Origin of the sequence: Aliiroseovarius sp. Z3, from assembly GCF_029105185.1 — a bacterium.
GTDB lineage: Bacteria > Pseudomonadota > Alphaproteobacteria > Rhodobacterales > Rhodobacteraceae > Aliiroseovarius.
In genome coordinates this window covers 570,811-582,243 of the sequence record NZ_JAFMZK010000001.1, presented here as the reverse complement: position 1 = coordinate 582,243, position 11,433 = coordinate 570,811, and the positions used below count along the sequence as shown (strand labels likewise).

Below are 11,433 nucleotides of genomic sequence, written 5' to 3'. Positions count from 1 at the left end.
TGATCGACATCGCGTTCAGCGAGGACGAGATTTTGTCTGCCAGCGACGTGGTGCCGCCCGATACCGAGGTCAGAACCGCGATGCCGAGGCCCACGATCGCTGCGGTCAGAACAACCCAGTCCACGGTCACGGCGCCGTCTTCGTCGGCTTGGAAAGTCTTGATCAGGTTATACAGTTTCATATTCATTACTCCAGTTACTTGGTAAAATTAGTGGCTCATGATCGACATGCCGTCCAGCGCGGACGAGATTTTGTCTGCCAGCGACGTGGTGCCGCCGGATACCGAGGTCAGAACCGCGATGCCGAGGCCCACGATCGCTGCGGTCAGAACAACCCAGTCCACGGTTACAGCGCCGTCTTCGTCAGCTTGGAAAGTCTTGATCAGGTTATACAGTTTCATTGTTTCACTCCGAAAGGTGTTGTTTCGTTTCTTTCACCTTGGCGCCTGAACTTGTTGCCGTCCGCAGCGCTGCTTGGCATGAAACCTAATTAGCCCTTTGATTGGGGCGAGAGTTGGGCAGGTTTCGTACCTTTTCTGGCTTAACGAATTTTTAAGGGTTTGTGGGTCTAAGGTGTTGAAAGTAATAAGTATTAAAATGACTAAAAATTTTGGTTTCGTGATAATCCTGCGCGGATGCCCGCAAAACTCGTGGATAATATCAGGTAAATCTGGCCCTGACAGGCGAAATCTGCAACAAACAACAAAACAATTCGAGGCAGAGCAGAGAACCGCAAATGCGGCGCTTCGTGACCATAAGCATAGTCCTGACTCTCGCGATGGGGGTTCAGGTGCAGGCGGATACCACGCCAGCGCCCTTTCCCGACTTTACCTTTAAGCGTGTGTCGGTGCCGGAAGCCGGGGCCAAGCGCATTACCATCCAGATTGATCCGGCAGCACAAGAAGCGGCCCTTGCACCCAAAACCCCGGCCCCCGATGTGGTCGAGGAAGTCGCAGCCGCTGTTCCGACGCCACAGCCCACTGAATGGGACTGGTTCTGGACGACCGTGTCGCCGCGTCTGGATAAAGCAGGGCCAGCCAATGTGCGCACCGCCCTTGATCTTCTTGAGACGCAAGAAGGGTTAACACAGCCGCGTCTTCAACATCTGCAAACCATCGCACAGTCGCATGGAACCGATATTCTGAAAGCAACGATTGGCACCCCGGTGTCGCCTGCGCTTGTGCTGGCGCTGATTTCAGTTGAAAGCGGCGGGCGTGTGGATGTGGAAAGCCACGCTGGCGCACAGGGATTGATGCAACTGATCCCGGATACCGCCGCCCGATTTGGTGTTGAAGACAGCAATGACCCTTCGCAGAACATCAAAGGGGGGGTCGCCTATCTGAACTGGTTGATCAATCATTTCCATGGCGATCCCATACTGGCTCTTGCAGGTTACAATGCGGGCGAGAATGCGGTGAAGGACAATGGGGGCGTCCCGCCCTATGCGGAAACCCGCGCCTATGTGCCCAAAGTTTTGGCAGCCTGGAAGGTTGCGCGCGGGTTGTGCCTGACCCCGCCAGAGCTTTTGTCTGACGGATGTGTATTTGCAGTGAATGGATCGTAATGTGATGGCGGAAGAGTTGATCAAGAAACCATTCGTGCTGGACGTCGACGGAACGTTCCTGCGCACTGATATCCTGTTTGAGTGTTTTTGGGCCGGCCTTGGTCGCGACCCGATCCATACGCTGCAAACCAGTCTTGCGCATTTTCGCGACCCGGCGCGACTGAAGGCGGAACTGGCCCGGATCGCCGCGTTGCGCATCGACCTTTTGCCCGTCGAACCAGATGTGCTTGAGGTTGCCCGCGCGGCCCAGACCGAAGGGCGCGAGGTCGTTCTGGCCTCGGCATCCGATCACAGCGTGGTGGCCCAGTTGGCCGCAGAACACGGTTTGTCTGAGCGTGTCTTTGCCTCGGATGGAAAAACCAACCTGAAAGGTGCGCGCAAGGCCGAGGCCTTGGTGGATGCTTACGGCAAGGGCGGCTTTCACTATGCTGGCAACGCCCCGGTGGATCGCCCGGTGTGGGACCAAGCCGATGCGGCCCTTGTCGTGGGCGATCCACGGTCGGCCAAAGCATTGGAGGCGCAGGGCAAGCCCGTTACCCAGATCGCGGGTGGTTGGCGCATGAAAGATGTACTGAAGAGCTTCCGCCCTCACCAGTGGGTCAAGAATGTTCTGCTGTTCGTGCCGATGATTGCCGGGCACGCCTTCGACCTGAACACCTTCATTCTTGCCATATTGGGCGTGATCAGCTTCTCGGCGGCCGCGTCGTCGATCTATCTGGTGAATGACCTGCTGGATCTCGAAGCCGACCGGCTTCACGTCAAGAAATGCAAACGACCCTTCGCCTCGGGCGCGGTGCCGATACAGGTGGGGATGACAAGTTTCTTCGTGTTGGCCGCCATCGCGCTGGGCGTTGCGGCCCATCTGGGTCTGGCGTTTTTTGGGGTGGTAAGCCTGTATATGGCGCTGTCGCTGGCCTATTCGCTGAAGCTGAAGCGGATGCGCTGGGTGGATATCGCGGTGCTGGCGTCGCTTTATACGTTGCGTGTCGTGGCGGGGGCGGCGGCGACAGACATCCATGTGTCTGGCTATCTGCTTGTGTTCATCTTCCCGGTGTTTCTGGCGTTGGGTTGCGTGAAGCGCCTGACCGAACTGACCCTTGCCACATCAGACGAACGCCTGCCGGGGCGCGGCTATGGCCGACCCGACCGGCCCGACCTTCTGAACGTTGCCTCATTGGGCGTGGTGGCATCACTGGTCGCCTTCTTCCTTTATTCCTTCACCGAGCAGGCCCTGTCGCTTTACAAGACGCAATGGCTGATGTGGGTGGCGGGCCTGCCGCTGGCGTGGTGGATGATCCGCATGGTGCGGCTGGGCTGGTACGGCAAGCAGGATTACGACCCCATCGTCTTTGCGATGAAAGATAAGCGGGGCATTGGGCTGATGCTCATGACCCTCTCGATCATGTTCTATGCCGCCGGTCTGTGGCAAGAGTGGTTCGGGGTCGGTTAAGCCGCCACGCGAATGCTGCTCAGATCGACATTTTCTTGAAAATGAACTCGGGGATGTGCCGGATGATCAGCATGATGTAGCGCCAGAAGAACGGCGTATAGATTACGTTGCGCTGTTTCTCGACCGCTTTCAGGATGTCGGCAGCCACCTTCTGGGGCGAGGCGACAAGGAACATTCCTTCGATCCCCCATGTCATCGCCGTGTCCACGAAACCGGGTTTCACCGTCACCACATGTCCGCCCGCGCGGGTCAGACGGTTGCGCAGACCCGACAGATAGGTCGCAAATCCTGCTTTGGCCGATCCATAGACATAATTGCCGATCCGCCCCCGGTCGCCTGCAACCGATCCGACGCCGACCACTGTGCCCGCGCCCCGCTCTTCGATCACCGGGGCAAGCATGGTCAGGAACGCGGCTGGTCCGGTGTGGCTGTCGGCCACCACGCCTTCGATCAGGGCAGGGTTGGCGTCGATCTCGTCCTGCGGCGGCATGGAGCCCACGAACACGGCGGCGTTGATGACACCATCCTCGCGTGTGGCGCGGTCAATGATGGGTTGGAAGGTGGTAATGTCGCGGGCATCGAACCTGACCGCTTCGGCGGTGACGCCGCGCGCGGACAGATCCGTGGCTGACCGCTTCAGGTCATCCATATCACGTCCGGCCAAAAGGACGCTGGCGCCTTGATCGGCCACCGCCTGCGCAAAGGCGCGCGCCATGGACGATGTCGCGCCTAGGATGATCCAGCACTGGTTCTGTTTGGTCTTTGTCATGTTCTTACCCTGCCTCGCGAAGGTTCAGGCGGCGCACCATATCGGTTTCCAGCGCGTGCTCGGGGTCGGTCTTGTTGACCTGTGCGACCCAGTCGCCATGTTCGGGATACATCGCCTTGATGGCGGGGCCGGTTGCCAGCGCGTCCTTGGCCAGATACAGCCGCCCGCCCGCGTCCACCGTCATATCCTCAAGCATCGCGATCAGATCGACCGCCGCGTTACGGGCGGGGAAATCGACCGCCAGCGTATAACCCTCCATCGGGAAACTCATGTGCCCCGCGCGTCCCGGTCCCATGCGTTTCAGAACGGCCAGAGGCGAAGACAGGCCCGCCCCCGCGATCAGCTCCAACATCGCTTTCAGGGCACCCGACTGGTCCAACGGCACCACGTTCTGGAACTGGTAAAAACCGCGTTTTCCGTAAAGCCGGTTCCAGTCGTGGATCTTGTCCAGCGGGAAAAAGAAATCGTCGATGCGCTTGACCGACGAGCGCCCGGACACAGGCACGCGGCGATAATAGGCGTTGTTGAAGGCCCGCACCACGGGGTTCGACAGCGCGAAACCCGGCGCGTCTAGCGGGATTTTCTTCGACGGTTTGGCCTTGGGCAGAAGCCCGGCGGCCAGCTCGGCCTCTTCGATGATGCCGCGTCCCAGCGCGTCGCCTTTGGCGGTGGTGTCGATCCAACCGACGGTATAGGTCGCCTGACTGCCATCCAGCAGGGCGATGTGTTCGTCCCAATCCTCGGCCCGGCGTTCGGTGACCATCATCACGTCGCCGGGGCAGGGTTTGAGTTGCAATTTCGCCTCGGCGATCAGGCCGGTCTGGCCGATGCCGCCCATGGTGGCGCGGAACAGGCTGGCATTCCGACCGGGCGTGGCGACGGTGCGTTTGTCGCCATTGAGCAGCGTGACGGACAGGACATGCTGGCCAAAGCTGCCCGCGTTGTGGTGGTTCTTGCCGTGCACGTCCTGCGCAATACAGCCGCCCACCGTGGCAAAGCCGGTGCCGGGCATGACGGCGGGCAACCAGCCGCGCGGGGCAAAGACATGGGCCAACTCACCGATGGTGATGCCCGCCTCGACCGTCACGATGCCGGTCTCGGCGTCAAAACCGATGATCCGGTTCATCCGCGTCATGTCGATGGCGCGACCGCCATCATTCAGCGCCGCATCACCATAGGACCGGCAATTGCCGATGGCCGGGCAGGGGTGTTCCGCCACGACGGCTTTCAGGCTGCGCGCGCGCTCGGGTCGGGCAAGGTCCGCCGTGGCGCGTTGAACCCGGCCCCAGCCGGTGTATTCAGTCGTTTTCCAAACCATGATGATGTCTCAATGAAAAGCGTTCGGCGATGGGAAAGACCAAAAGGCCGATCCCGATGGCGAACCAAAGGGTTGTGACGCGGATGATGGCGGTGGCGGGGACGCTGACCTCAAGCGGCACGCCTTCCATCGCAAGCAGGGCGATCATGGCGGCTTCGGCCCCGCCGACACCACCGGGGGCACCGGTCAGGCCACCGGCCAGGGTCGAGAAGACGAAGATCGCAACCGCCTTGGCAAAGCCGATATCGGCCCCCATCCACATCAACAGCAGGTGAAAGGCATAGCCTTCGGCGATCCAGCCGACGACCCCGATCAGCGCGGCAATCGCCATCAACGTGGGCGAGGTGAACGCCGCCAGAGACAGCGACGCGCGCCGAACCTTGGCCCAGAGCCGCGCAAAGCGCCCGGTGATCTTGTGCCCCATCGTGGCGAACCAGCCCAGCAGGCGCGGGCGGGTGGCGGCGAAAGCGGCGATCAGGGCCAGCACGGTGACGGGCAACCCGCCTGCGATGCCGGTGGCTGAAAAGGCCAGCGCCAATCCAAGGATCAGGGCCATCGCCGACAGGTCAGATGCCCGATCCACCAGTACCAGCGGCGCGGTGCGTTCAAAGGCCCAGCCGGTTTCCCGTTTCAGCCAGCGCATCCGCACCAGCTCGCCCACGCGTCCCGGAGTGACGGACATGGCAAACCCGCCCAGAAAGTGGCGCAGATCCTGAAAAAGCCCTGTGGGCAGTCCCAGTTTGCGCGCAAATATATGCCAGCGCAGACCGCGAAAGACATAGTTCACAAGGCTTAACGCAAGTAGGGCGGCAAATTGTGCGCCGGTCAGTTTGGCCAGTTGCGCGCGGGTTTCTTCCCACCCGGTGGCGGCGGCCAGACCGATCAATCCGACCAGAACCAAGCCGAACAGACCCAACAGGATCAGCGTATCGCGCAGCCGCCGGCTCGAACCGGCGTCAGGGGCGGATTGTTTCCCCGTGGTGGAAGATATGGGGTTTGCGCTGCTCATTGTCATTGCCCGGCTTATGGCGGGGGATTGCGGCGAGAATATGAAAGCATCCGCGCAAAAGCGAGAGGGAATAAAACGTGCCCCGCCTGCAAATACAGCGGCGCGCCTTGCGACATGTTCATGTCATAACAACCAAATGGCCTGTGCCAACAGAATGGCGTGGTCAGATTGGGTGGTCCTTGGATGCCATCCGGGCCGGGTTCATGGCGCGTGAAATGACCTGCCCCTCAAACCCGCGCAACTCGGCATGGGCCAGATCGTCCTGCTGTTCGGCCAGATCCGGGAAGATCGCGCAAAGCTCTTCGATCTGCGCGTCGGTCAGAGTCGACAGCGCCACGTCGCCCAGATGAAGGGTTTCAGTGGGACACCCGTTTGCGAAGACAATTTCGTGCTGCTCGAGGACGATGTGCCAGTATTCCAGATCTTCGACCTCGTCGCCGCATTCGTAGATGCTGTCGCCATTCACAAGGCTTTTCGCACTGGCAAGCGCCGTATCCTGCGCCAGCAAAAGATCCACGTGCGGGCCTTCCAGAAGCAACCGGTGCTGTGGCGAAACGCGTAGCGTTTTGCCTGGCACGCCGGGCGCAAATGTATCGGGTTCGATTGCCACCGGATCCAGCTGCGAGTTGCCGCGACGCCGGTCCCGAGATACTTTCGAGGCGGAAATCCAGCGCAGCGGTTGCAAACCATTGTCACGTGTCATGACCAGATCGCCAACGCGCAACGTCTCGATCCGACGCGGACCAAGGTCAGTCAGGATTTCAGTACCACGGACAAAGCAAACCTCGGTCTCGCCGAAGATCGTGATTGTCACCTGATGGGTGTCGACTACGGCCGTGCCGTTCACTGTCGAGGCATAGCCATTTGCCGCATTGAACGAGGTATCGCGGACGCGGATGTTGAATGTCACATTCAGACTTTGTCCCGCGTCCAAGCCATCCAGCGCCGGATCATCGCTGTCGACAACAAAAGACCATGTATAGCCGCCTTCGTTGTTGGCTGTGTTCTGCGTGATGGTCAGCGTGCCAAACGAGGGGGCCGAAAGAATATCATAACCACCGGCAATCCAGCTGTAGGTGCCAGGTTCGGTATTGGTGACCGACCCGCTGGCACTGACATTGCCGGTTCCGGGCAAACCTTCGGTGATCGTTGCGGTTGTCGGTCCTGACAGACTAACCATGATGTAATCTCCCTCACTCGCACAACAAAATGGTGGCACTTGTGGTTCCAAATACCTTGCGTGCGATATTTGAAGCACCATTTCAGTTATCAATACGTTATCCGAAACAGTCTGGCAATTTGTTGAAATCTAAAAGGGGAAATAACGGCAGACAGTGAGATATCACGCGACCATCGTCGACCGTATCTTCCATTTCGAGCTTCCGGGCGTGCGATGCCATTCAAGAACCTTCTTCTGCCCTTTGTGGATTCGCAGGGTCTTGACGCTGTCATCTTGAACAGTTGCCTTGATATTTTCGATGATTTCGGCGCCATGCCCCCATGGTGCCATGATGTCCATGATCCAAAGCTGATCGCCTGACCGCCATTCGTCAAACTCATCCAGTCCAGTGCCTGACAAGTGCTTTTTCTCGGCCGCTGCGTCCAGTTTGGCCCATGTGACAAGGCCGCGTGGCACTTCGCGTGCCCGGTAAATGTTGAATTGTTTCAGATAGATCGGGGGTTCGAATGCCTTTGCAATCGCGCGGGCCGACCAGTCTCGATAGACGTTTGAATAGAAGGTCAGGAATGCCAGTTCTCCGAACACTCGCAGAACGTCTTCGTTGGGATAGAGCGGCGAAACCTCGATCAGCCCGCCCGTGTCACTCTCGTCTGCCATGCGCCTACCTAATACGTGAACCTTAACATTCTATTTTCCCCTCGACGGCGCCTTCATTGGATAACAGTATTGGCCTGCCAACCGGGAAGTGGAGCAAAAAGTGACGGACTCAGGCGTGGATGACAACACCAAAGTGGATCTGGAGTTTCCGAAGACGCCCGCACTGACGACGGGGCGTGTGCAATTGCAGCCCAGCGACGGTTTTCGCGGCTGGTTGACGAAAAATCGAATCTCGCTGGCGTTCAACACCTATCACATAGGAAAACTGTTCATGATCGGTGTCGACGCGGCCGGGCAGTTCCTGTTGTCGGATGCAAACTTCCCCCGATCCATGGGTCTGAGCTTTCACAAAGGCACGTTGTGGATGGCCAGCCAAAAGCAAGTCTGGCGGTTCGAGAACTTTCTGGACAAGGGCCAGATGTCGCAGGGCAACGACGCGGTGTTTGCGCCGATAGGCGCGACCACGACGGGCTATATCAATCTGCATGACCTTCGTGTCAGTGATCAGGGCGTGTTTTTCGTGGCGTGTCAGTTTAACTGTATCGGTCGGTTACACGAGAAATGGAGTTTCGAGCCGGTTTGGAAACCGCCCTTCATCAGCGAGTTTGCCTATGGGGATCGGTGCCATCTGAATTGTCTGGCCTTGGAAGACGGCGCCCCGAAATACGTCACTTGTTTTGCCGAAACCGATGCGCTTGAAGGGTGGCGCGCGCTTCCGAAAGATCAAAGCTCCGGGCTTGTGATTGACGTCCAGACCAACGACATTCTGTGTGACAGTCTGCACATGCCGCATTCTCCGCAACTTCATAACGGGCGCCTTTACGTTGCCAATAGCGGGCTTGGTGAGTTTGGTGAAGTTGACCGGTCAACCGGCGAATACCGGCCCATCTGTTTCATTCCGGGGTTCACGCGCGGCGTTGCGTTCTGGAAAAACTATGCGCTGGTTGGCGCCTCGCGCCCCCGCCAGCGTGGCGTGTTCGAAGGCAATGACGGCACCCCGCTGAACCAGCGACTTCAGGATATGGGGGTTGAGCCGGAATGCTCGATCTCTGTGATCAATCTGGATACCGGCGAGATCGAACATCAAATCGTGCTGGAGGGCGTCGCGTCCGAGATCTATGACGTCTGCGTTTTGCCCGCGATCCGAAAGCCACGTGTTCTGGATGTCGAAAGCGACGCGTTGAACACGATGTTCCGGCCTTCGAAGCTGCATATCTAAACCTGTCCAGGAACGAAAAAGGCCCCGCGATTGGGGCCTTTTCCAAGGTTATCAAACCGGCTTAGTTGACAATCGTCGCCTCGGTCGCGGCGCGCAGCTCGTCCTCGGTCACGCCATCTGCGGTCTCGACGATTTTCAGACCGCCCTCAACCACATCCAGCACACCCAAGTTGGTGATGATGCGGTCCACAACCGACTTGCCGGTCAGGGGCAGGGTGCATTCTTTCAGGACTTTCGAATCGCCATGCTTGTTGGTGTGATCCATCACGACCACCACGCGGCCAACACCGGCCACAAGGTCCATCGCGCCGCCCATGCCTTTGACCAGCTTGCCGGGGATCATCCAGTTGGCCAGATCGCCGTTTTCGGCCACTTCCATCGCGCCCAGGATCGCCATCGCGATCTTGCCGCCACGGATCATGCCGAAGCTCATCGAGCTGTCGAAATAGGCGGTCTGGGGCAGTTCGGTGATGGTCTGCTTGCCTGCGTTGATCAGGTCGGCGTCGATCTCGTCCTCGGTCGGGAAGGGGCCCATGCCCAGCATGCCGTTTTCCGATTGCAGCGTGACTTCGACCCCGTCGGGGATGAAATTCGACACCAGCGTCGGGATGCCGATGCCGAGGTTCACATACCAACCGTCTTGCAGTTCCTGCGCCGCACGGGCGGCCATTTGGTTTCTGTCCCAAGCCATGATTATGCCTCCCGCACTGTGCGTTGTTCGATGCGCTTCTCGTGATCGCCTTGGATGATGCGATGCACGTAGATGCCCGGCAGATGGATTGCGTCGGGATCGAGCGAGCCGGTCGGAACGATTTCTTCGACTTCGACCACACAGGTCTTGCCGCACATGGCGGCAGGCGGGTTGAAGTTGCGGGCGGTCTTGCGGAAAATCAGGTTGCCGGTTTCATCGGCTTTCCAGGCTTTCACGATGGACAGGTCGGCAAAGATACCTTCCTCAAGGATATATTCCTCGCCGTTGAAGACCTTCACTTCCTTGCCCTCGGCAATCACGGTGCCCACGCCGGTCTTGGTATAGAATCCGGGGATGCCGTGACCGGCGGCGCGCATACGCTCGGCCAAGGTGCCTTGCGGGTTGAACTCCAGCTCAAGCTCGCCCGACAGGTATTGGCGCATAAACTCGGCGTTCTCGCCCACATAGGACGACATCATCTTCTTGATCTGCTTGGTGTCCAGCAATTTGCCCAGACCGAAGCCATCAACGCCGCAATTGTTCGACGCAATCGTGATGTCCTTGACACCGCTTTCCACCAGCGCGTCGATCAAGAGTTCCGGAATGCCACAAAGGCCAAAGCCCCCAGCGGCAATCAGCATGCCGTCGCTCAGCAGCCCGTCAAGGGCTTCAGCGGCGCTGCCATAGACCTTTTTCATGAAAGTTACCTCTCGTCAGTTTCGCGACTGTTCTGGCGTGGGGGCGTTGCAAAGTCAACGAAACCCGAGCGCCAAGCAAGGCTTCAGGTATTTCTACCTAAGCCGCATTTTTGCCTGCTTGGCTGGGTGCGAAACCGGCGAATGGCGATCAGATGATCCGCACCTGCGCGCCGACCGGCGTGATCTCGAACAGCTCGGCGATGGCGCTGTTGTAAAGGCCGATGCAGCCGTCCGAGCTGCGCCGCCCGATCTTGCGCGTATCATGCGTCCCGTGGATCAGATAGGCAGGCCAGTCCAGATACATGGCATGGGTGCCCAGCGGATTGTCGGGGCCGGGCGGGGTGTATTTCAGGTCTGGGTTGCGTTTCAGCATGCTGGGTGTCGGGGTCCAGTCCGGGGCCACCCGTTTGCGCACGATTTTTGTATAACCGGTCTTTGTCAACTCATCCGTCATCGGCACAGAGGAAGGATAGATACGATAGTCGCTGCCATCGGCGCTCCAGTAATGCAGCGCGCGTGAAACGGTGTCGCAGACGATTGTCACACGGTCGAGCTTGTCGAAATGGTCTTGCCAGTCCTGATTGGCAAAGCTGGACGCATTGCGTTTCGCGGTTTCGATGATCGGGGTGGCAAGGCCGGTCGCCGGCAACGCGAAAGAGGCTGTTGCCCCCGCGATGACCGCGCGGCGCGAAAGGTGGTGTGACATGGGTAAGGCTCACTGTTCGATTGCGTTTTGCCGCACTGAAACCGGCCCGGTCGCCGGTTTCAAATCACGAATTCGAGAGTTGGAATGTTAATGGCAGGATCGTCACAATCCGGCAGGTCTGATCGCGCCCTTGCAGGCGATCCGGGGCGTTGTGTCCTGCCCCGGACAACGGG

General features: G+C 59.0%; 13 protein-coding genes. 3 read left to right on the top strand and 10 right to left on the bottom strand.

Translation table 11 applies throughout. From position 1 onward, the window contains the following. Both J3R80_RS02900 and J3R80_RS02895 read right to left on the bottom strand, forming a co-directional pair. Positions 1-181: hypothetical protein (locus J3R80_RS02900; protein WP_275392237.1), on the bottom strand; the 181-nt coding region annotated here is incomplete at its 3' end. A gap of 27 nt (positions 182-208) precedes the next feature. Beyond that, entirely contained in the window at positions 209-400 is a 192-nt protein-coding gene (locus tag J3R80_RS02895; RefSeq protein WP_275392236.1) for a hypothetical protein, read from the bottom strand. Between the two features lie 377 nt (positions 401-777). Here J3R80_RS02895 and J3R80_RS02890 point away from each other — a divergent pair, with 377 nt between their 5' ends. Continuing rightward, on the top strand, positions 778-1,563 hold the full coding sequence (locus tag J3R80_RS02890) for a lytic transglycosylase domain-containing protein (RefSeq protein WP_275392267.1): 786 nt from the start codon (positions 778-780) through the stop codon (positions 1,561-1,563). Beyond that, a complete protein-coding gene (locus J3R80_RS02885; RefSeq protein WP_275392235.1) occupies positions 1,553-3,013 on the top strand; it encodes a UbiA family prenyltransferase in 1,461 nt (486 codons plus the stop codon). The genes J3R80_RS02890 and J3R80_RS02885 overlap by 11 nt, the downstream gene beginning before the upstream one ends. 19 nt (positions 3,014-3,032) lie before the next feature. On the opposite strand, the gene J3R80_RS02880 is transcribed toward J3R80_RS02885, so the two are convergent. From J3R80_RS02880 to J3R80_RS02860, 5 genes are all read right to left on the bottom strand, one after another. Then, the gene (locus J3R80_RS02880) at positions 3,033-3,782 is read right to left on the bottom strand and encodes an SDR family oxidoreductase (RefSeq protein ID WP_275392234.1); all 750 of its coding nucleotides are present in this window, start codon (positions 3,780-3,782) and stop codon (positions 3,033-3,035) included. Positions 3,783-3,786: 4 nt separating this feature from the next. Beyond that, positions 3,787-5,100, bottom strand: a complete 1,314-nt coding sequence (locus J3R80_RS02875; RefSeq protein ID WP_275392233.1) for an FAD-binding oxidoreductase — start codon at positions 5,098-5,100, stop codon at positions 3,787-3,789. Further along, positions 5,081-6,109, bottom strand: a complete 1,029-nt coding sequence (locus tag J3R80_RS02870) for a lysylphosphatidylglycerol synthase transmembrane domain-containing protein (protein WP_275392232.1) — start codon at positions 6,107-6,109, stop codon at positions 5,081-5,083. The genes J3R80_RS02875 and J3R80_RS02870 overlap by 20 nt, the downstream gene beginning before the upstream one ends. A gap of 163 nt (positions 6,110-6,272) precedes the next feature. Next, positions 6,273-7,289 (bottom strand): Hint domain-containing protein, encoded by a 1,017-nt coding sequence (locus J3R80_RS02865; RefSeq protein ID WP_275392231.1) that lies wholly within the window; start codon positions 7,287-7,289, stop codon positions 6,273-6,275. Positions 7,290-7,451: 162 nt separating this feature from the next. Next, entirely contained in the window at positions 7,452-7,946 is a 495-nt protein-coding gene (locus J3R80_RS02860) for a toxin-activating lysine-acyltransferase (RefSeq protein WP_275392230.1), read from the bottom strand. A gap of 115 nt (positions 7,947-8,061) precedes the next feature. On the opposite strand from J3R80_RS02860, the gene J3R80_RS02855 reads away from it, so the two are divergent. After that, on the top strand, positions 8,062-9,165 hold the full coding sequence (locus J3R80_RS02855; RefSeq protein WP_275392229.1) for a TIGR03032 family protein: 1,104 nt from the start codon (positions 8,062-8,064) through the stop codon (positions 9,163-9,165). Between the two features lie 61 nt (positions 9,166-9,226). Here the strand turns inward: J3R80_RS02855 and J3R80_RS02850 are convergent, their stop codons facing one another. The 3 genes from J3R80_RS02850 to J3R80_RS02840 all read right to left on the bottom strand — a co-directional run bounded on the left by J3R80_RS02850 (position 9,227) and on the right by J3R80_RS02840 (position 11,260). Then, a complete protein-coding gene (locus J3R80_RS02850; protein WP_275392228.1) occupies positions 9,227-9,856 on the bottom strand; it encodes a 3-oxoacid CoA-transferase subunit B in 630 nt (209 codons plus the stop codon). A gap of 2 nt (positions 9,857-9,858) precedes the next feature. Continuing rightward, positions 9,859-10,554, bottom strand: coding sequence for a CoA transferase subunit A (locus tag J3R80_RS02845; protein ID WP_275392227.1), 696 nt, complete (start codon positions 10,552-10,554; stop codon positions 9,859-9,861). Positions 10,555-10,702: 148 nt separating this feature from the next. Further along, the gene (locus J3R80_RS02840; RefSeq protein ID WP_275392226.1) at positions 10,703-11,260 is read right to left on the bottom strand and encodes a L,D-transpeptidase; all 558 of its coding nucleotides are present in this window, start codon (positions 11,258-11,260) and stop codon (positions 10,703-10,705) included. Positions 11,261-11,433 lie beyond the last annotated feature (173 nt).

What these genes read in the sequence shown, in the direction of transcription:
- J3R80_RS02895 (WP_275392236.1), bottom strand. Translation starts at nt 400, where the DNA reads ATGAAACTGTATAACCTGATCAAGACTTTCCAAGCTGACGAAGACGGC.
- J3R80_RS02890 (WP_275392267.1), top strand. Translation starts at nt 778, where the DNA reads ATGGGGGTTCAGGTGCAGGCGGATACCACGCCAGCGCCCTTTCCCGAC.
- J3R80_RS02885 (WP_275392235.1), top strand. Translation starts at nt 1,553, where the DNA reads ATGGATCGTAATGTGATGGCGGAAGAGTTGATCAAGAAACCATTCGTG.
- J3R80_RS02880 (WP_275392234.1), bottom strand. Translation starts at nt 3,782, where the DNA reads ATGACAAAGACCAAACAGAACCAGTGCTGGATCATCCTAGGCGCGACA.
- J3R80_RS02875 (WP_275392233.1), bottom strand. Translation starts at nt 5,100, where the DNA reads ATGGTTTGGAAAACGACTGAATACACCGGCTGGGGCCGGGTTCAACGC.
- J3R80_RS02870 (WP_275392232.1), bottom strand. Translation starts at nt 6,109, where the DNA reads ATGAGCAGCGCAAACCCCATATCTTCCACCACGGGGAAACAATCCGCC.
- J3R80_RS02865 (WP_275392231.1), bottom strand. Translation starts at nt 7,289, where the DNA reads ATGGTTAGTCTGTCAGGACCGACAACCGCAACGATCACCGAAGGTTTG.
- J3R80_RS02860 (WP_275392230.1), bottom strand. Translation starts at nt 7,946, where the DNA reads ATGGCAGACGAGAGTGACACGGGCGGGCTGATCGAGGTTTCGCCGCTC.
- J3R80_RS02850 (WP_275392228.1), bottom strand. Translation starts at nt 9,856, where the DNA reads ATGGCTTGGGACAGAAACCAAATGGCCGCCCGTGCGGCGCAGGAACTG.
- J3R80_RS02845 (WP_275392227.1), bottom strand. Translation starts at nt 10,554, where the DNA reads ATGAAAAAGGTCTATGGCAGCGCCGCTGAAGCCCTTGACGGGCTGCTG.
- J3R80_RS02840 (WP_275392226.1), bottom strand. Translation starts at nt 11,260, where the DNA reads ATGTCACACCACCTTTCGCGCCGCGCGGTCATCGCGGGGGCAACAGCC.